The sequence below is a fragment of the Paracoccus thiocyanatus genome (assembly GCF_900156255.1).
Taxonomy (GTDB): Bacteria; Pseudomonadota; Alphaproteobacteria; order Rhodobacterales; family Rhodobacteraceae; genus Paracoccus; species Paracoccus thiocyanatus.
Genome location: NZ_FTMK01000007.1, coordinates 102,011 through 119,897 on the forward strand (window position 1 = coordinate 102,011; position 17,887 = coordinate 119,897).

Consider the following 17,887-nt stretch of genomic DNA (forward strand, 5'->3'; position numbering starts at 1 on the left):
CGGACGTTCGCCTGTCCTGCCGGGCATCACTGGCCCCCGGCTTCTGCTCGGGCCGGGGGCTCTTTTCTGCAATCCGGCCGGTTCGGCCAAAGTTTTTGAGGCCACCCATGACCCTGATGGAGCCCATCAAGCCCGCCGCCCAGGCCGGGATCACCTGCACCGTCGCGGACCTGCGCCGCGCGGTGAACGCGGCCGCGTTCGTGGTCGAACGGCGCAACACCATCCCCGTCCTTGGCTGCCTGCGGATCGAGCCGCTGAACGACAAGCTGCGGATCGAGGGCACCAACCTGGACAGCTGGCTGATGGTGGACTGCCCGGCCACCTGCACCAAGGGCGAGCCATTCGTGATCGACGCGCGCCTGCTGATCGCGCTGCTGACCGGCGCCGAGCGCGACGACAGCGTCAGCATCACCCTGGACGGGAATGTCGTGACGCTGCGGATCGGCCCGGCGGTTGCCCGTGTCCAGCTGCTTTGCCTGGCATCGGACTGGCCGTCGGAGCCCGGCACCAAGGGCATGTCGTGGGTCAGCATACCGGAGGCGGCGCTTGCCAAGATGATCGGCCGCGTGCGGTGGGCCATCTCGACCGAGGAGACGCGCTACTACCTGAACGGCATCTACATGCACGGTCGTGACGGGCGTCTTGCCTGCGCCGCCACGGACGGCCACCGGCTGGCGCTGTATCGGGCCGATGCCGAATGGCCCCTGCCCGACCTGATCTTCCCCCGCTACTCGGTGGCCGCGCTGCACCACCTGATGACCCACGGCGGCAATCAGCCGCTGCGGATCGGCGGCTCGGCCGATCCCGTTCGGATGCAGATTTCGGGCCACGGCTGGACGCTGACGGTCAAATGCATCGACGGCGCCTATCCCGACTACACGCGGGTCATCCCCGACCGGGGCACGATGCGCGGCTATGCGGTGATCAATCGTGCCTTGCTGCGGCGGGTCCCCAACACCCGGTCCCTCCATCACCTCGGCGACGCCTTGAAATTCGATCTGTCCCGAAAGGTCGCCAATCTGAGCAGCGTCAGCCTCGGGGTTGATGTCGAGATGCCGATCGAAGCTGACGGCGATTTCAGCATCGGCTTCAACCAGCGATACGTCCGCGAGATAGCGTCGATCTTCGACACCGTGCGGATCGAGGCCAGCACCGCGAGCGACGCCGCCCTGATCCTGACCGAGGATCCCGACCTGACGGTCGTCCTCATGCCGATGAGGGTGTGAGCGATGGGACAGCAGCCCTCCTATGACGAGTTCCTGCGCGCCAAGGCCGCCATCGCGCCGCGCTTCGGCGGCATGCAGGTGGACGAGGCGACGCTGAACCCGGCGCTGAAACCGCACACCCGCCGCATGGTGAGTTGGGGCTTGCAAGGCGGCCGGCGCGCATGGTTCGCCAATTTCGGCCTGCACAAGACCGCGACGCAGCTGGAGACGATGCGCGTGCTGACCGAAACGACGGGCCAGCCGACGCTGATCTGCGCCCCGCTGGGCGTCCGGCGCGAGTTCATCCGCGAGGCGCAGGAGCGGTTCCGGGGCTCCTATGCCGTGGACCTGAAATTCATCCGCGACACGGACAAGGTCGACGGTCCGGGCATCTACCTGACCAATTACGAGAGCGTACGTGAAGGCAAGGTTTCTCCCGACCCGTTCATCGGCGTCTGCCTGGACGAGGCCGCGATCCTGCGCGGCTTCGGCGGCACCAAGACCTTCCGCGAGTTCATGGCCCTCTTCGCCGGCGACGACCGGCGCGATCAGTCGAACCGCATCAAGACGGCCGGTGTCCCCTATCGCTTCGTCGCCACCGCCACGCCCAGCCCGAACGACTATATCGAGTTGCTGTCCTATGCCGGCTTCCTCGACGTGATGGATATCGGTCAGGCCAAGACCCGCTTCTTCAAGCGCAATAGCGAGAAGGCCGACCAGCTGACCCTGATGCAGCACAAGGAGCGCGAATTCTGGCTATGGGTCGCGTCCTGGGCGCTGTTCGTCACCCGGCCCAGCGATCTGGACCCGGCGTTTTCGGACGAGGGCTACGACCTGCCGCCGCTCGACGTGCGCTGGCACGAGCTGCCGGTCGATCACCTGGCCGGCGCTGCCGTCGAGAAAAGCGGCCAGAAGCGCATGTTCAAGGACGCGACGGCCGATCTGTCCGCCGCGGCGCGCGAGAAGCGCGAGAGCCTGCCGGCGCGGGTCGAAAAGCTGATGGAGATCCGGGCCGAAGACCCGGCCGCGCACCGGATCATCTGGCATGACCTCGAGGCCGAACGCGCGGCGCTGGAGAAGGCGGTGCCGGGCATCGCCACGGTCTATGGCTCCCAGGACCTCGACCAGCGCGAGGAGCTGATCGGCGATTTCGCCGACGGCCGGGTGCAGGAGCTGGGCGCCAAGCCGGTGATGCTCGGTTCGGGCACCAACCTGCAACGGCACTGCGCTTGGTCCGTGTTCCTCGGGATCGGCTTCAAGTTCAACGACTTCATCCAGGCGGTCCATCGCCTGCGGCGCTTCGGCCAGACCGCCGACAGCGTGCGGCTGGACTTGATCTACACCGAGGCCGAGCGCGAGGTGCGCCGCAGCCTCGAGCGAAAATGGCGTCAGCATGAGGAGATGGTCAGCAAGATGATCGGCATCATCAAGGAATTCGGTCTGTCCGAGGTCGCGATGCAGCAGGCGCTGGTGCGCGCCCTGGGCGTCGAGCGGGTCGAGGCCTCGGGCCCCGACTATCGCTGCGTCCACAACGATTGCGTGGCCGAGACCCGCAGCATGGCCGACGCCTCGGTGCAGCTGATCGTCACCTCGATCCCATTCAGTACCCAGTACGAATACAGCCCGAACTACGCGGATTTCGGCCATACCGATGACGATCCGCATTTCTGGCAGCAGATGGGCTTCCTGGTCCCCGAGCTTCTGCGCGTGCTGGAGCCGGGCCGGATCTGCGCGATCCACGTCAAGGATCGGATCATTCCGGGCGGCATCAACGGGTTCGGGTTCCAGACCCTCTCGACCCTGCACATGGATTGCGTGCGCGAGTTCCAGCGCCATGGCTGGGCCTATCTCGGGATGAAGACCATCACGACAGACGTGGTCCGCGAGAACAACCAGACCTATCGCCTGGGCTGGTCTGAACAGTGCAAGGACGGCAGCCGCATGGGTGCCGGCGTCCCGGAATACCTGCTGATCTTCCGCCGCCCGCCCAGCGACACCAGCAACGGCTACGCCGACCGGCCGGTCAAGAAGGCCAAGAAGGAATGGGACCCCGAGGCCAAGGACTGGCGCAACGAGGGCGGCTACAGCCGCGCCCGCTGGCAGATCGACGCGCACGGCTACATGCGATCGAGCGGCGACCGGCCGCTGGCGCCCGAGGACCTGGAAGGGCTGGACGCGGACCAGGTCTACAAGGTCTGGAAGGCCTACAACCTACAGCAGGTCTACGATTTCGAGCATCACGTCCGTATCGGCGAGGCGTTGGAGATGAAGGGCCGGCTGCCGCCGACCTTCATGCTGTTGCCCCCGCATAGCCTGCACCCGGATGTCTGGACCGATGTCGCGCGGATGCGCACGATCAACGCCGAGCAGGCGCGAAAGGGCAACGAAATGCACCTGTGCCCGCTGCAATACGACATCGTGGACCGGGCTATCGCCCAATACACCGAGCCCGCCGAATGGGTCTTTGACCCCTTCGGCGGGCTCATGACCGTGCCCTTCCGCGCCGTGAAGCTCGGCCGCAAGGGCATCGGGGTCGAGCTGAACAAGGGCTACTGGCTCGACGGCGCGAAATATTGCGAGGCCGCCTCGCGCGAGGCCGGCATGCCCAGTCTTTTTGACCTGCTCGACGCCGATCAACCCGAAAACCAGAAGCTGCGGAGGACCGCATGAAGACCATCGAACAGCTGACGGCCAGCGAGACGGCCTGGTATTCCTCGAACGATGAAGATGTCTGGACCGGCGGACCCTATGACACCCGCCAGGAGGCTGAAGAAGAGGCCAAGGCCAATTGGCATCGGCTGATCATGCGGGCCACGAAAACCCCGATCCGTGTGTCGAAGCATTTCGACCAGGGCGGGTTCTTCGAGGCGGCCGAGGAAAGCCTGTATGACCTCTGCAACGAGGACGGCGATCCGACCCTGGATTTCGATCCGGCGGTCAACCTCGATTTGCAGACCCGCGTCCGGGCCGCGATCGACGAATGGCAGGTCGCCCATCAGCTTGCGCCGACGCCCTGGCGGTTCAGCGGCGGCGATGAGCCCGAAATCGCAGCCTGGGCGAAAGCCGAGGAAGGCGGTGACGCATGACCGGCGACATCGTATCCGTCGAGATCGGCCGCAGCACCTGGCAGGGACAGGCCAAGGAGGCGCCGGTCCTCGCCGCCCTGACCCCAGCCCCGCAGGATCCGTGGCCCACTAAGGGTAATGTCCAAGAGGTCGCGGAGAGCGGCGACGGTTTCTGGCGCCCATGCTCGGGGTGCCACGAATCGAACGAGGGATATCCCACCGGGCCGTATCACCCAGTCTTGAAATGCCATGTCGGCCTGGGGTGCAGCGAATGCGGCGGCATCGGTGCGATCTGGGATACAACCGACTATGGCGCCATGGGTGATTGGCTGGCAAAGGAACTGGTCAATGAGGTCGATCAGCAGCCGGCGCAAGAGGCGGTGCCGGTGGATCTGTCGCACGGATGGCTGATCCATAAGGCCGGTCGCGGCTGGTTTCTTCCGAAAGCGAAGGGATACACCGGCTGCATCGCCGAGGCGGGACGCTACTCGCGCGAGGATGCGCTGTCCTACTCGCACCCCAACGACTGGGACGGTCCCCGCGACAATATCACCATCAAGCACGAAAGCGAGATCGCCCACCCGCCTCAGCCCAGCGAGACGGGCGCGGAGCCTCGCGTCATCTGCTTGCCGTATCCCATGGACGGTTACGGGGTCTGCGTCGGCGGTCGCTATGACGGATGGCTAATGTGGCAACACCCCGACGGACAATGGCTGAGTAAGAGCAAGCTGGACGCGGATGATCCGGCCAAGGGGCTGCATGCCGCCCTGCGCGCCCTGAAAGGACGGTCACATAATGGCTGACCCGATCTCGGCGCAATACCGCGCCCGCATGAACACGCTCGCCAAGAAGATCGACCGGGAACTGAACGGGACCAGAAAACCGAGGCGACTGGGCTTCATCCTCCTGACCGCGGAGTTCGGCAAGATCGACGGCGGCAAGGTCAACTATATCAGCAACGGCCAGCGCGAGGACATGATCGCCATGCTCCGCGAATACCTCGCGCGGGTCGAGGGTCGCTATGCCGAGCCGCCGGAAGGGAGTGTCCAATGACCGACCGCTGGATCAAGCAGCCCGGCCCCGGCCAGTTTCGCGGCGAGGGCGAATGGGTGGAATACCTCGGCACCGACGACGAATGGGAATGGCTGCGCGGCACGGGGTTTCTGCCGACCGCGGAGGGAGAGAAGCCGAACGACCAGCACACTGCGATTGAGGAAGAGGGGAGGATGGCGTGATGGCGAGACACGAGCCAAGCTTCGCGCCGCGTTTGCTACCTGCCCCGGAGGCCGCGCATTACCTCGGAATCAGCGAGACGACACTACGCGGCCTCGGCCTGCCCCGGCGGATGCTCGGTGGAAAGCGACTTTACGACCGCATGACTCTTGACGAATACGCATCCGGCCTGCCTGTTGATGGCGAAACCGGGAATGAGGCGTCGGAATGCGACAAGGCATTTGGGCTGTGAAGCTGAAGGGCATCAGGCGCCAAAAGCGCGGCGACAAGGTGGTCCGCTACCATCGGGCCACCGGCATACGCCTGCCCGACGACATCCCCGAAACGCACCCGGACTTCGTCGCCGCTTGGGCGCGCTGCGAGGCCGGGCAAGGACAATCGGCCGCACCAAAGGCGCCAGCGCCGACGGGGTCGCTGGCGGCTGCCTGCATCGCATTCAGAGGCTCGCCATCGTTCAAGCAGCAATCGCCGGTCTATCGCGACATCCTGACTCGCAACATCGAGGCAATCCGCGGCGAATATGGTCATGTCGCGATAAAGGCGATCAAGGCCAAACACATCAGCGCCGATCTGGCCAAACTTGCGGGCACCAGGCCGCTATCGCGGCTCAAGACGTGGCGCAAGGTCATGGATCACGCGCGCCGCACCGGATTGATCGAGGAAGATCCCAGCCTGACCGTGAAAGCCCCGAAGGTGAAGCTGAAGGGCCATGAAGTCTGGACCGAAGGTGACATAGAAGCGTTCCGGGCAAAATGGAAAACCGGAACCGTGCAGCGTGCCTGTTTCGAACTGCTGCTGTGGACGGCGGCGCGGACGGTGGACGCCGTGCGGATCGGGCCGCAGCACGTTGGTAAAGATGGCGTCCTGTCGTTCCGGCAGTCCAAGACTGGAGGGATGGCCTATGTCCCATGGACCGCGCCCCTGCCCATCTGGGGCGTCGGATGGGCGGAGGAGCGGCGGGAAATGGCGCAGGCGCTGCGGTGTCTATCCGGCGGGCTGACCTTCCTCCAGGCACGCGGCGCGCGGCCGAGATCGGAGAAGGGGCTTAGCAATCTCATCAGCGCCGCGGCGCGCGAGGCGAAGCTCGAAGGCCGCACCGCACATGGCCTTCGCAAGGCGCGCTTGACCCGGATAGCGGAGGCAGGCGGGTCGGCGCACGCCATCAAGTCATGGGGCGGCCACAAGACCCTGGCCGAGGCGGCACATTACACCGAGTCCGCCGATGCAAAGCGGTTGGTCACCGGCACGGAACAGGAACAGAACATTGTATCACCTTCCGAACGCGATACAAAAACCGCAAATAAATGAGTGAAATCAATCTTGTTTTGGGGCGATGGCGGACGGTGAGGGATTCGAACCCTCGAGACGGTTCCCCGCCTACACACTTTCCAGGCGTGCGCCTTCGACCACTCGGCCAACCGTCCGTGGCGGATCGTCTAGCGCGGCGGCGCGGATTGCGCAAGCCGCAGATGCCTCATAGCTTCGAAATCCGCTTCTGCAACTCGGCAAGCTGGCGGCGGATCTCGGCCATGTCCTCGGGGGCGGAATCCTTGGGCCCGCCGGGCGCGGTCGCATCTTCCGCCGCGTCCTGGTCGGGGCCGCTGCTGCCGGCGCCCCAGCCCGATGCCATCGCCCTAAGGAAAAGCTGCTGCTGGCGCTGGAGCGCCTCGAAACCCGGCATCGAGGACATCGGGTTCGGGAACGTCGACAGATTCTCCATCATCTTGGACTGGCCGTCGCGCAGCATCTCGAAACTGGCGGCCAGGAATTGCGGCACGACGGATTGCGCCTGGGTCGTATAGCTGCGCACCAGGTCGATCAGCACCTCGATCGGCAACACGCTTTCGCCCCGGCCCTCGTGCTCGGCGATGATCTGCAACAGATATTGCCGGGTCAGGTCGTCGCCGCTTTTCAGGTCGACGATGCGCACCTGCCGCCCGGCCCGGATGAACCCCGCGATATCGTCCAGCGTGACGTAATCGCTCGTCTCGGTATTATAGAGGCGGCGGCTCGCGTAACGCTTGATCAGAAGCGGGGTCGTGTTCTCGGCCTCGGCCATGGCTCCTCCGGTGCATTTGCAGCATGATGGGAAATGGCCCGCGGAAATGCAAAGAAAATCGCCATCCTGCGCGCGTCCCGGCCGCCCCCCGGCATGAGAAAAGGAGCAGCGAACTGCCCCTTGTCCCGAACATCCCGGAAACCGGGATCAGAGCTTGGCGGAGGTGCCGGCCGAGGACGCCGCGGCAGCGGCCTTCTTGACCGCGGCCTGGGTTTCGCGGGTCGCGTTTTCGGCGGCCTGCTGAGCGTCGGACGCCAGATCCTTGCCGGCGGTCAGCATCAGGTCGACGGTGTCCATCTGGACCTTCTTGGCCACTTCGGCAAAGGCGGCCATATGCTCGGCAGCCATTTCCGCGGCGGCCGAGGCGAAATCGCCCAGCGCCTTGGCATATTCGGCCGGCTCTTCCTTGGTCGCGGTCAGCTCGCCCATGCGGGCAATGGTGTCCTTGGCCCATCGGGCGGAAATCTCGGTCGAACGCTCGGCGGCGGCCAGGGCGACCTGGGCCATCCGCTCGCCCAGGGCGGTCTGGGATTTGAAGGCGTCCTGGAACGACGAAGTGTCGACCGGGAATTTCGCCATCACGTCTTGCAGGGTCTTGGTGAAGTCAGGGGTCTTGGCCATGTGCTCTCTCCTTGAATGGTGCGAAGTCCGGCACCGGGTGAACTGTCCTGTCCCCCATATACTTTCTGCACCGCAGCATTGCAAGATTTTCTTCGCTGCGGTGCAGAAAAAACCTTAAGCCCGCTCGTGGACATAGGCGCCGGGCGCGGGACCCAGGCCGGTGCCGGGATCGCGGGCCGCAACCATGGCGCCGGCCCGGCCGGCCAGCCATTCGCCCCAGCGGGCCCACCAGCTTCCCTGGTGATGGCGGGCCTGGTCGCGCCAGTGCTGCTCATCCGTGCCAAAGCCGGCATCCGAAACGTAATGCCCGTATTTCTTCTTGCTTGGCGGGTTGACGATGCCGGCGATATGACCCGATTCGGACAGGATGAAGGTCTTGTCCCGCGCGCCCATCTGCGCGATGCCGCGCCAACTGTCCTTCCAGGGCGCGATATGGTCGGTCTCGCAGGCGATGGCGCATAGCGGCACGGTCACGTCGCGGATATGCAGCCGGTGGCCCAGCAGGTCGAACCCTTCGCGCACGAAGCGGTTCTGCTGGCAAAGCCCGCGCAGATATTCCACCGCCATGCGTCCGGGCAGGTTGGTGCCGTCGCCGTTCCAGTAAAGCAGGTCGAAGGCCGGCGGCGTCTCGCCCAGCATATAGCTGCGGATCGCCGGCCCCCAGACCAGGTCGTTGGCGCGCAGGAAGCTGAAGGTGCGCGTCATCAGTTGCGCGCCCAGCACGCCGGTGCGCGCCGCCTCTTCCTCGATCCCCGAGACGAAATCGTCTTGCAGATAGGCGGTGAACTCTCCCTGGTCCGAGAAATCGGTCAGGGTGGTGAAGAACGTGGCCGAGTTCACCCGCTCGTCTCCGCGCTGCTTGAGCAGCGACAGGGTCAAGGCCAGGGTAGTGCCGGCGATGCAATAGCCGACCACGTTCAGCCGGGGCTGGTCGGACAGGTCCAGCACCCTGTCCATGATCTCAAGATAGGCCGAGACGTAATCGTCCATGCCGGTATCGCCATAGCTGGGATCGGGGTTCTTCCAGGCCACCACGAACAGCGTATGGCCCTGATCGACGATCCACTTGATCAGGCTGTTCTGCGGCTTGAGGTCGAGGATGTAGAACTTGTTGATCCAGGGCGGAAAGATCACCAGCGGGATTTCATGCACCTGTCCGGTGGTGGGCTTGTACTGGATCAGTTCGTAAAGCCGGGTGCGCGCGACGACGGTGCCTTCGGTGGTGCCGATATTCTCGCCCACGCGAAAGGCGCTGCGGTCGGCCAGCGAAACGATCAGTTCGCCATTGTTCTGTTCGACGTCCCGCACCAGGTTTTCCAGGCCGCGGACCAGGCTTTCCCCTTCGGTCTCCAGCGCCTTTTCCAGCGCATCGGGATTGGTGGCCAGGAAATTCGTCGGCGCCATCATGTCGATCATCTGCCGGGTGAACCATTCGATCCGGCGCCGGTCGGTCATCTCGGGCAGGTCCAGCGCGCCTGCCGCCTCTTGCAGGGCCTGGGCATTGATCTGGTATTGCCGCCGGATGAAGCTGAAAAACGGATGCGCCTCCCATAGGGGGTTGGAAAAGCGCCGGTCCTTGGGCTCTTCGGCAGGCGGCGGCGGCGCGGGGGTGCCGCGGGCCAGCGCCGCCTGGGCCTCGGCAAAGTGGCGCAGGGTCTGGCCCCAATAGCTGACCTGCTGGCCGATCACGCGTTCGGGCTGCTGGGCCAGAAGCCGAAGCCATGCCCCGGCGGCACTGGCGAAAAAGTCGGGGCCGGGCATTTCGACGCCGGGATTGGGCGCGCGGCGCTGCGCCAGGGCGGCGACCAGGCGTTGGGTCAGCGATTCGATGCGCTCGATATTCCGGGCCAGTTGTTCGGGCAAGCGGCTGCCGGCCCCAAAGGCGGCCTCGGCAAAGGCGGATGCGGCCTGGCCGGGAACAGGGGTTTCGGCCTTCTCGGGGCCTGCGTCCAGGGACGGGGCGGCAGCCGGGCGCGCGACACTGCCGGCGGCGCGCAGGGCATCATCGACAGCGGCCAGCGCATCCGGTTCGGCCTGGGTCTTTGCCGCGCTTTTGGCGGCCGGCTTGCGGCGGGTGCCGGTGCGCGGATCGCTGCGGCTGGCGGCCCGGACCCGCGACGAGGGCTTGCGCGCCCCGGACTTGCCGGGCGCCTGCTTGCCCGACGCGGCTTTGGCTGGGGCGGCAGGCTTGGCGCCGCCTTCCGCCGCGGCCCCAGGGGCGGCGGCCTGACCGGATCGGGGGGCCGGCCCGGATTTAAGGGGCCCGCCGCCCGCCGAAGGGGACGGGTCCGCGGCCTTGGCCGACGCGGCTGCGGCCTTTGTCCCGCGTCCGCGCGCCGGCTTTTCCGAATCGCCCGCCACCGGCTGGTCCTTCGCCGATTTCGCGCCGCCCCGCGCGCCGGTCCCTGCCCCGCCCGCCTTGCGCGGCCTGGGCGCAGGGCCGGCCTTGGGCGCGGTTTGCGGTTTTTCATCCTTGCCGGCCATAATTGACAATCCTCCCTGAACCGTAAAAATCATTATGCCTAGCACAATACGCAGGTAAAGCCGTGTCCTTCCCGGCAAGGCCGATTCCGGCGGGTTCAAGAAAGAAGGCTGTGATGACGACGTACAAGGGTTTAAGGGGCATCATCTCCTATGATGCGATGGAGACGATCCGCAACACCAACGAATGGATGGGCGCCAGCGCGCGGGCGCTTGGCTCCTACCCCGCCTTCGCGCTGCTGCCGAACCCGGTTTTCAAGCTGATGTCCGCCTGGGGCCGCGTGACCGAGCGCAGCTTTGCGCGCATGGTCATCAAGCCCGACTGGGAAATCCCCCCCGTCGTGTCCGAGGACGGCCAGGACCATGTCGTCTATGTCGAGCCGGTGCTGCGCCGCCCCTTCGGCGACCTGGTGCATTTCCGCGTCGCCCGCCGCGATCCCGTGGCGCGCAAGGTGCTGCTGGTCGCGCCGATGTCGGGCCATTACGCCACACTCTTGCGCACCACCGTCACCTCGCTGCTGCCCGATTGCGAAGTCTATGTCACCGACTGGCACAATGCCCGCGACATCCCGGTGAGCTGCGGCAAGTTCGACATCGAGGACTATACCCAATACCTGGTGGACTTCATCCGCCACCTGGGCCCCGACACCAATGTGGTCGCGGTCTGCCAGCCCGCGCCGCTGGCCCTGGCCGCGACGGCCATGCTGGCCGAGGAAGATCCCAAGGCCCAGCCCCGCTCGCTGATCCTGATCGGCGGCCCGATCGACCCCGATGCGGCCGCGACCGAGGTGACGGATTTCGGCAACCGCATGACCATGGGGGAACTCGACTACCTGATGATCCAGCAGGTCGGCTTCAAGTATCGCGGCGCCGGGCGCATGGTCTATCCGGGCCTCGCCCAGCTTTCCTCCTTCATCACCATGAATGCCGAGACCCATGCCAAGGCCTTCCTGGACAAAATCTTCGCCGAGGCCCGCGGCGAGGCGTCCGAAGGCGACAGGCACAATACCTTCTACGACGAATACCTGGCCGTCATGGACATGACCGCCGAATTCTATCTCTCGACGGTCGAGCGCATCTTCAAGGGGCTGGAAATCGCGCAGAACCGCTTTACCGTGAACGGAAAGCCGGTGGACCTGGGCAAGATCACCCAGACGGCGGTGATGACGGTCGAGGGCGCGAATGACGACATCTCGGCGCCCGGCCAATGCGTCGCGGCGCTGGGGCTTTGCACCGGCGTGCCCGACAGCCGCAAGACCCAGCACCTGGAACCCGGAGCCGGCCATTACGGCATCTTTGCCGGGAAAAGCTGGCGGCTGAACATCCGCCCGCTGGTGCTGGACTTCATCGACGACCAGATGCATCCTGCCGGTCCCCGCAAGCGCCGCCGCGGCGGCGCGGCCCCTGTCGATTGCGGCGCGACCACCCTTTCGGAACGCGATTCCAAGATCGCCGTCTGACCTCGCAGCGCCGCCGCCCGCGCAGCCCCTCAGCCTGCGCGGGCCAGCACCTCCTCGACCGCCGCGCCGATCAGCGCCAGGCAGTCGGGGGTGGAAAAGCGGTGGTCGGCGCCCTTGACCAGCACCAGCCGCATGTCCTGGCCCGCGGCATGGGCCAGCAGATCCAGCGCCCAGGACGCCGGCACGTCGGCATCCGCGGTGCCTTGCAGGAAACGCACCGGGAAAGGCAGGGCCAAGGGCTGGTCCAGCACCAGATGGTCGCGCCCGTCCTCGATCAGCCGGCGGGTGATGACATAGGGATCGCCGTAATCGCTGGGCTGCTCGACCCGGCCATGCTCGATCAGCGCCGCGCGCTCGGCCGCGGAAAACCCGGCCCAATAGCCGCGCTCGGTGAAATCCGGCGCCGCCGCCACCGTGACCAGCCCGGCCAGCCGCTCGGGCATCGCCCGCGCCAACAGCAGGCCGATCCAGCCGCCCATGGACGAGCCGACCAGAACCTGCGGCCCCTCGGTCAACGCGCCGATCGCCGCCCTGGCATCGGCCAGCCAGTCGCCGATCCCCCCATCCTCGAAGGCGCCCGAGGACTGGCCATGCCCCGAATAGTCCAGGCGCAAAAAGGCCCGGCCCCGCGCCCGCGCCCATTCCTCCAGCCACAGCGCCTTGGTGCCCTGCATGTCCGAGCGGAACCCGCCCAGGAACACCACCCCGGGCCCCTGCCCCTCGACCCGCTCATAAGCGATGCGCCGTCCCTGCGGCGCTTCCAGATACTGCGTCATTTTCTCCGTTTCCCAAATACCCTGCGGGGGGAGTCGCGGAACGCGACGGGGGGCGCAAAGCCCCCCTGCCCACCTAGCCGCATTGACAAGCCCCGGCAATCGCGCCACACCCGCGCCACATACCCGCAACCGGGCGTTCCGTGGGCGCCAAACCGACGAGGAGGACTTATGTCCCAGATCTCCCTGACCTTTCCCGATGGCAATGCACGCGACTACCCCGCCGGCACGACCGCGGCCGAGGTCGCGGCCTCCATCGCCCCCAGCCTGGCGAAAAACGCCATCTCGGCCAGCCTGGACGGCCGGCATATCGACCTGCAATGGCCGATCACGGCCAGCGGCCGCATCTCGATCAACACCATGAAGGACAGCGAGCCGGCGCTGGAGCTGATCCGCCACGACCTCGCCCATATCATGGCCCGCGCCGTGCAGGAACTATGGCCGGACGTGAAAGTCACCATCGGCCCGGTCCGCGACCAGGGCTGGTTCTACGACTTCGACCGCGCCGAGCCCTTCACCCCCGAAGACCTGGGCGCCATCGAGGCGCGGATGAAGCAGATCATCGCCGCCCGCGACCCGGTCCGCACCGAGGTCTGGGACCGCGCCCGCGCGCTGGCCTATTACGAAGACCGGAACGAGCCCTTCAAGGTCGAACTGGTGAACCGCATCCCCGAGGGCGAGGACCTGCGGATGTATTGGCACGGCGACTGGCAGGACCTGTGCCGCGGGCCGCATCTGCAACATACCGGCCAGGTGCCGGCCGATGCGTTCAAGCTGACGCATGTCGCGGGCGCCTATTGGCTGGGCGACGCGTCGCGGCCGATGCTGCAACGCATCTACGGCGTGGCCTTCAGGAACCGCGACGACCTCAAGGCGCATCTGACCATGCTGGAAGAGGCCGCGAAACGCGACCACCGCAAGCTGGGCCGGGAAATGGAACTGTTCCATTTCCAGGAGGAAGCGCCGGGCATGGTGTTCTGGCACCCGAACGGCTGGTCGATCTATCGCGAGCTGGAAGCCTATATGCGCCGCCGGCTGATCCGCGCCGATTACAAGGAAATCAAGACGCCCCAGGTCGTGGACCGCATCCTTTGGGAAAAATCCGGCCACTGGGAAGCCTACCGCGAGAACATGTTCATCGTCGAGGTGGACGAAGAGGGCGCCAAGGAAAAGCGCATCAACGCGCTCAAGCCGATGAACTGCCCCTGCCATGTCCAGATCTACAACCAGGGCCTGAAATCCTATCGCGACCTGCCTTTGCGGCTGGCCGAATTCGGCTCGTGCCACCGCTACGAGCCCTCGGGGGCCATGCACGGGCTGATGCGGGTGCGCGGCTTCGTCCAGGACGATGCGCATATCTTCTGCACCGAGGACCAGATCCAGGCGGAATGCGCCGGCTTCATCGGGCTTCTGTCCTCGGTCTACAAGGACCTGGGCTTCGAGAAATTCGACATCAAGCTTTCGACCCGTCCCGATGTGCGCGTCGGCTCCGACGCGATCTGGGACAAGGCCGAGGCGGCGCTGAAAGGCGCCATCGAACATCTGGGCCTGCCCTATGAGGTCAATCCCGGCGACGGCGCCTTCTACGGGCCCAAGCTCGACTTCAAGCTGACCGACGCCATCGGCCGCGAATGGCAATGCGGCACCTTCCAATGCGACTTCAACCTGCCCGACCGGCTGGACGCGGAATATGTCGGCGAAGACGGCATGAAGCACATGCCGGTCATGCTGCACCGCGCCGTGCTGGGCAGTTTCGAACGCTTCATCGGCATCCTGATCGAAAACTATTCGGGCAAGCTGCCGCTGTGGCTGGCGCCGCGCCAGGTGGTGGTCGCCTCGATCGTCTCGGGCGCCGACGATTACGTGCATCAGGTGGTGGCCGCCCTGCGCGCCGCCGGGCTGCGGGCCGAGGCCGACACCCGCAACGAAAAGATCAACTACAAGGTGCGCGAACATTCCGTCGGCAAGGTCCCCGTCATCATGGCCGTGGGCTTGAAAGAGGTCGAAGAGCGCAGCGTCTCGGTCCGCCGGCTCGACCGCCAGGGCAGCGAAAGCCATGGGCTCGAAGCGGCCATCGCCCTGCTGCGGGCCGAGGCCGCGCCCCCGGATCTGCGCTAGGTTTCCGGCTTGGCGACAATTTGCCGATGCGAAAGCGTAAGCCGACCCGGCGTCATCTTGCGCCGCGCATTCACGCTTGCGTTTTTTCGCGAATCGTTCATCCTCTCGTCCGCGTGAGCACGACTTTCTACCCGCCTCCCTTCACGGGGCAGCCGGACTTGACGAGAAAGGGCTGCACGGCCCGGTGCAATATCGCTCCGGGAGGACTTGAAGGAGAGAGACGGTAAAATGGCTACCGGCACCGTAAAATGGTTCAACGCCACCAAAGGCTATGGCTTCATCGCACCCGATGACGGCGGCAAGGACGTGTTCGTCCATATCTCGGCGGTCGAGCGCGCCGGCCTGACCGGCCTGAACGACAACCAGAAAATCGCCTATGAACTGCAATCCGGCCGCGACGGCCGCAGCTCGGCCTCGGACCTGAAGCTGCTCTGATTCGCAGAAACCGGAATTCGGAAACGGCCGGCCGGTAAAGGCTTCGGCCGTTTTCATTTTCGCGCGCCAAGCCTTTCTTTCGTGGTCAAATATCCTGGGGGGTGCGGGACGGGCCCCGTCCAGGGGCCGGTCCCGCGGGGGGCAAAGCCCCCTTCCCAGCCTTGCCGCAAGCGACTATTCCCAAGCCCTGGAACAGGTGGGGAAACGGCAATGAATCTGGCCGAACATGTGCTCAGGGCGGGGCTTGCCGCGCCGGACAGGCTGGCCATGTCCGTGCTGGGCCTGGCGCGCGCCGACCGCTGGTCGCATGCCCGGCTGCGCCAGGCGGTGCTGGGCGCCGCCACCGGGCTGCGCCAATCCGGCCTTGCACCGGGCGACCGGCTGCTGATGCGGCTGGGCAACCATCCGGGCTTTCCCGTGACCTACCTGGCCGCCATCGCCGCCGGTATCGTGCCGGTCCCGACCTCGCCCATGTTGACCGCGCCCGAGATCGGCAAGATCGCCGCCGCGATCCGGCCGGCCATGATTATCGCCGATCAGGGCATCGCCCTGCCCGACCATCCGGCCCCGGTGCTGCCCGCCGCCCGCCTCGCCGATTTCGCCACGCTGCCGCCGGCAGATTTCGTCCAGGCCGCGCCCGACGACCTGGCCTATATCGTCTTCACCTCCGGCACATCGGGCCAGCCGCGCGCCGTCTGCCACGCGCATCGCGCCATCCATGCCCGCCGGATGATGTTCGATGGCTGGTATGGGCTGACGCCGCAGGACCGGCTGCTGCATGCCGGCGCCTTCAACTGGACCTTTACCCTTGGCACCGGACTGATGGATCCCTGGACGCTGGGCGCCACCGCGCTGATCCCGGCCCAGGGCATCGCCCCCGAACAGATCCCGCTGATCGCCAGCCGCCACGGCGCCACGATCCTGGCCGCAGCGCCCGGCGTCTTTCGCCGCATGCTGCGCGCCGATTGGAAGCCATGGGCCGGGCTTCGCCATGGCCTGACCGCCGGCGAAAGGCTGGATCCGGGCCTGCGCCGCGCCTGGCAGGAACGCACCGACACCGACCTGCACGAGGCGATGGGCATGTCGGAATGCTCGACCTTCCTGTCCGGCAGTCCTGCCCGCCCGGCGCCCCAGGGAACGGCGGGCTTTCCCCAACCCGGCCGCCGCATCGCCATCCTGGACGACGGCGGCGCCGAACTTGCGCCCGGTGCGCCGGGCATCCTTGCGGTCCACCGTTCGGATCCCGGCCTGTTCCTGGGCTATCTGGACCAGCCCCAGGAAACCGCCGCGCGCTTTCACGGCGACTGGTTCCTGACCGGCGACCTTGCCGAGGCCGGGCCCGATGGCGCGGTCCGCACCCTGGGCCGCGCCGATGACATGATGAATGCCGGCGGCTTTCGCGTATCGCCCGGCGAGGTCGAGGACGCGCTGGCCGGCATCCCCCAGATCGGCGAGATCGCCGCGACCGAATTGCGCGTCGGGCCGGGGTCTAGCATCATCGCCGCCTTCTGGACCGGCAGCGCCGACGAAGCACAGTTGCGCCAGGCCGCCGAGCGTGGGCTTGCCCGCTACAAGCAGCCGCGCGAATACATCGGCCTGCCCGCCCTGCCCCGCACGCCCACGGGCAAGATCAACCGCCGCGCGCTTCGCGACATCCACGCACCCAGCCAGCAAGCGGCCCATCGCAAGGACCGGACATGAGCCAGCAGATCCGCCTCGACATCTTTGCCGATCCCGTCTGCCCCTGGTGCCTGATCGGCAAGGCCGAGCTTGACCGGGCGCTGGAAAGCCGCCCCGCCCATCCCTTTGCCATCACCTGGCAGCCCTTTCGGCTGGACCCGCAGATGCCGCGGGCGGGGATGGACCATGTCGCCTACATGAAGATGAAATTCGGCGGCGAAAAGGGCATCATCGACGCGATGAAGCCGGTAATGGAGGCCAGCGAGCGGCTGGGCCTGTGGATCAACCCCTCGCTGATCGAACGGGTGCCGAACACGCTTGACGCCCATCGCCTGCTGCATTGGGCCGGTATCGAGGCGGTGCAGACCCCGGTCATGGCGGCGCTGATGCGGGCGCATTGGCGCGAGGGCAGGAACATCTCGAATCCCGACGTTCTGGTGGCCATCGGCGAAGGCGCTGGGATGAAGGGGGCGATGATCCGTCGCCTTCTGGCTTCGGACGCGGATGTGGACACGGTGCAGGCGCGCGAATTGCACGCCCGGCGGCGCGGCGTGAACTCGGCCCCGACCTTCATCGTCGCCGACAGCCATGTCGTCACCGGCGCGCAGCCGGCCGAGCTGTGGCAGCGGGTGATCGACGAGGCTGGCCCGCAATAGATGGGGGTGAGGGGCCGGGCGACACCTAAATCTGGAAATCGGTGGCGATTTCGGTTACAATCGGACTTCCCACTGGAAGCCGGCGCAAGCGTCTGTATAAG

At 66.3% G+C, this 17,887-nt stretch carries 17 protein-coding genes and 1 tRNA gene; 13 read left to right on the forward strand and 5 right to left on the reverse strand.

From position 1 onward, the window contains the following. Positions 1-107: 107 nt before the first annotated feature. From F3H32_RS07390 to F3H32_RS07425, 8 genes are read left to right on the forward strand one after another with little or no spacing between them, the layout of a single operon-like run. Positions 108-1,226 carry a DNA polymerase III subunit beta gene (locus tag F3H32_RS07390; RefSeq protein WP_149765275.1) on the forward strand — a complete coding sequence of 373 codons (1,119 nt, stop codon included), beginning with the start codon at positions 108-110 and terminating at the stop codon, positions 1,224-1,226. Between the two features lie 3 nt (positions 1,227-1,229). Continuing rightward, positions 1,230-3,875, forward strand: a complete 2,646-nt coding sequence (locus F3H32_RS07395; RefSeq protein ID WP_149765276.1) for a DNA methyltransferase — start codon at positions 1,230-1,232, stop codon at positions 3,873-3,875. Beyond that, positions 3,872-4,291, forward strand: coding sequence for a hypothetical protein (locus tag F3H32_RS07400; protein WP_149765277.1), 420 nt, complete (start codon positions 3,872-3,874; stop codon positions 4,289-4,291). Before F3H32_RS07395 ends, F3H32_RS07400 begins: the two co-directional genes overlap by 4 nt. Continuing rightward, positions 4,288-5,073, forward strand: coding sequence for a hypothetical protein (locus F3H32_RS07405; RefSeq protein WP_149765278.1), 786 nt, complete (start codon positions 4,288-4,290; stop codon positions 5,071-5,073). Before F3H32_RS07400 ends, F3H32_RS07405 begins: the two co-directional genes overlap by 4 nt. Next, positions 5,066-5,323 carry a hypothetical protein gene (locus F3H32_RS07410; protein ID WP_149765279.1) on the forward strand — a complete coding sequence of 86 codons (258 nt, stop codon included), beginning with the start codon at positions 5,066-5,068 and terminating at the stop codon, positions 5,321-5,323. Before F3H32_RS07405 ends, F3H32_RS07410 begins: the two co-directional genes overlap by 8 nt. Beyond that, positions 5,320-5,505, forward strand: a complete 186-nt coding sequence (locus F3H32_RS07415) for a hypothetical protein (RefSeq protein ID WP_149765280.1) — start codon at positions 5,320-5,322, stop codon at positions 5,503-5,505. The genes F3H32_RS07410 and F3H32_RS07415 overlap by 4 nt, the downstream gene beginning before the upstream one ends. Next, entirely contained in the window at positions 5,502-5,735 is a 234-nt protein-coding gene (locus F3H32_RS07420; RefSeq protein WP_394349611.1) for a helix-turn-helix domain-containing protein, read from the forward strand. The genes F3H32_RS07415 and F3H32_RS07420 overlap by 4 nt, the downstream gene beginning before the upstream one ends. Continuing rightward, a complete protein-coding gene (locus F3H32_RS07425) occupies positions 5,732-6,811 on the forward strand; it encodes a tyrosine-type recombinase/integrase (RefSeq protein WP_149765282.1) in 1,080 nt (359 codons plus the stop codon). The genes F3H32_RS07420 and F3H32_RS07425 overlap by 4 nt, the downstream gene beginning before the upstream one ends. A gap of 26 nt (positions 6,812-6,837) precedes the next feature. On the opposite strand, the gene F3H32_RS07430 is transcribed toward F3H32_RS07425, so the two are convergent. The 4 genes from F3H32_RS07430 to phaC all read right to left on the reverse strand — a co-directional run bounded on the left by F3H32_RS07430 (position 6,838) and on the right by phaC (position 10,046). Further along, positions 6,838-6,927 (reverse strand) — tRNA-Ser (locus tag F3H32_RS07430). A gap of 50 nt (positions 6,928-6,977) precedes the next feature. Then, positions 6,978-7,562 carry a polyhydroxyalkanoate synthesis repressor PhaR gene (gene phaR / locus F3H32_RS07435; RefSeq protein WP_149765283.1) on the reverse strand — a complete coding sequence of 195 codons (585 nt, stop codon included), beginning with the start codon at positions 7,560-7,562 and terminating at the stop codon, positions 6,978-6,980. Between the two features lie 147 nt (positions 7,563-7,709). Then, the gene (locus F3H32_RS07440) at positions 7,710-8,183 is read right to left on the reverse strand and encodes a Phasin (RefSeq protein ID WP_149765284.1); all 474 of its coding nucleotides are present in this window, start codon (positions 8,181-8,183) and stop codon (positions 7,710-7,712) included. Positions 8,184-8,297: 114 nt separating this feature from the next. Beyond that, positions 8,298-10,046: a class I poly(R)-hydroxyalkanoic acid synthase gene (gene phaC / locus F3H32_RS07445; protein ID WP_223191378.1), complete on the reverse strand. Its 1,749-nt coding sequence runs from the start codon at positions 10,044-10,046 to the stop codon at positions 8,298-8,300. A 734-nt stretch (positions 10,047-10,780) separates the two neighbouring features. Here phaC and phaZ point away from each other — a divergent pair. Beyond that, positions 10,781-12,124, forward strand: coding sequence for a polyhydroxyalkanoate depolymerase (gene phaZ, locus F3H32_RS07450; RefSeq protein WP_149765285.1), 1,344 nt, complete (start codon positions 10,781-10,783; stop codon positions 12,122-12,124). Positions 12,125-12,153: 29 nt separating this feature from the next. Here the strand turns inward: phaZ and F3H32_RS07455 are convergent, their stop codons facing one another. After that, a complete protein-coding gene (locus tag F3H32_RS07455) occupies positions 12,154-12,900 on the reverse strand; it encodes an alpha/beta fold hydrolase (RefSeq protein ID WP_149765286.1) in 747 nt (248 codons plus the stop codon). A gap of 168 nt (positions 12,901-13,068) precedes the next feature. Here F3H32_RS07455 and thrS point away from each other — a divergent pair, with 168 nt between their 5' ends. The 4 genes from thrS to F3H32_RS07475 all read left to right on the forward strand — a co-directional run bounded on the left by thrS (position 13,069) and on the right by F3H32_RS07475 (position 17,786). Then, positions 13,069-15,015: a threonine--tRNA ligase gene (gene thrS, locus F3H32_RS07460; protein ID WP_149765287.1), complete on the forward strand. Its 1,947-nt coding sequence runs from the start codon at positions 13,069-13,071 to the stop codon at positions 15,013-15,015. A gap of 228 nt (positions 15,016-15,243) precedes the next feature. Next, positions 15,244-15,450 (forward strand): cold-shock protein, encoded by a 207-nt coding sequence (locus F3H32_RS07465; protein WP_011747293.1) that lies wholly within the window; start codon positions 15,244-15,246, stop codon positions 15,448-15,450. Between the two features lie 210 nt (positions 15,451-15,660). Further along, a complete protein-coding gene (locus F3H32_RS07470) occupies positions 15,661-17,151 on the forward strand; it encodes a class I adenylate-forming enzyme family protein (RefSeq protein WP_149765288.1) in 1,491 nt (496 codons plus the stop codon). Continuing rightward, on the forward strand, positions 17,148-17,786 hold the full coding sequence (locus F3H32_RS07475) for a DsbA family oxidoreductase (RefSeq protein ID WP_149765289.1): 639 nt from the start codon (positions 17,148-17,150) through the stop codon (positions 17,784-17,786). Before F3H32_RS07470 ends, F3H32_RS07475 begins: the two co-directional genes overlap by 4 nt. Positions 17,787-17,887 lie beyond the last annotated feature (101 nt).

What these genes read in the sequence shown, in the direction of transcription:
- thrS (WP_149765287.1), top strand. Translation starts at nt 13,069, where the DNA reads ATGTCCCAGATCTCCCTGACCTTTCCCGATGGCAATGCACGCGACTAC.
- F3H32_RS07395 (WP_149765276.1), top strand. Translation starts at nt 1,230, where the DNA reads ATGGGACAGCAGCCCTCCTATGACGAGTTCCTGCGCGCCAAGGCCGCC.
- F3H32_RS07475 (WP_149765289.1), top strand. Translation starts at nt 17,148, where the DNA reads ATGAGCCAGCAGATCCGCCTCGACATCTTTGCCGATCCCGTCTGCCCC.
- phaZ (WP_149765285.1), top strand. Translation starts at nt 10,781, where the DNA reads ATGACGACGTACAAGGGTTTAAGGGGCATCATCTCCTATGATGCGATG.
- F3H32_RS07470 (WP_149765288.1), top strand. Translation starts at nt 15,661, where the DNA reads ATGAATCTGGCCGAACATGTGCTCAGGGCGGGGCTTGCCGCGCCGGAC.
- F3H32_RS07465 (WP_011747293.1), top strand. Translation starts at nt 15,244, where the DNA reads ATGGCTACCGGCACCGTAAAATGGTTCAACGCCACCAAAGGCTATGGC.
- F3H32_RS07390 (WP_149765275.1), top strand. Translation starts at nt 108, where the DNA reads ATGACCCTGATGGAGCCCATCAAGCCCGCCGCCCAGGCCGGGATCACC.
- F3H32_RS07415 (WP_149765280.1), top strand. Translation starts at nt 5,320, where the DNA reads ATGACCGACCGCTGGATCAAGCAGCCCGGCCCCGGCCAGTTTCGCGGC.
- F3H32_RS07400 (WP_149765277.1), top strand. Translation starts at nt 3,872, where the DNA reads ATGAAGACCATCGAACAGCTGACGGCCAGCGAGACGGCCTGGTATTCC.
- F3H32_RS07405 (WP_149765278.1), top strand. Translation starts at nt 4,288, where the DNA reads ATGACCGGCGACATCGTATCCGTCGAGATCGGCCGCAGCACCTGGCAG.
- F3H32_RS07440 (WP_149765284.1), bottom strand. Translation starts at nt 8,183, where the DNA reads ATGGCCAAGACCCCTGACTTCACCAAGACCCTGCAAGACGTGATGGCG.
- phaR (WP_149765283.1), bottom strand. Translation starts at nt 7,562, where the DNA reads ATGGCCGAGGCCGAGAACACGACCCCGCTTCTGATCAAGCGTTACGCG.
- F3H32_RS07410 (WP_149765279.1), top strand. Translation starts at nt 5,066, where the DNA reads ATGGCTGACCCGATCTCGGCGCAATACCGCGCCCGCATGAACACGCTC.
- F3H32_RS07455 (WP_149765286.1), bottom strand. Translation starts at nt 12,900, where the DNA reads ATGACGCAGTATCTGGAAGCGCCGCAGGGACGGCGCATCGCTTATGAG.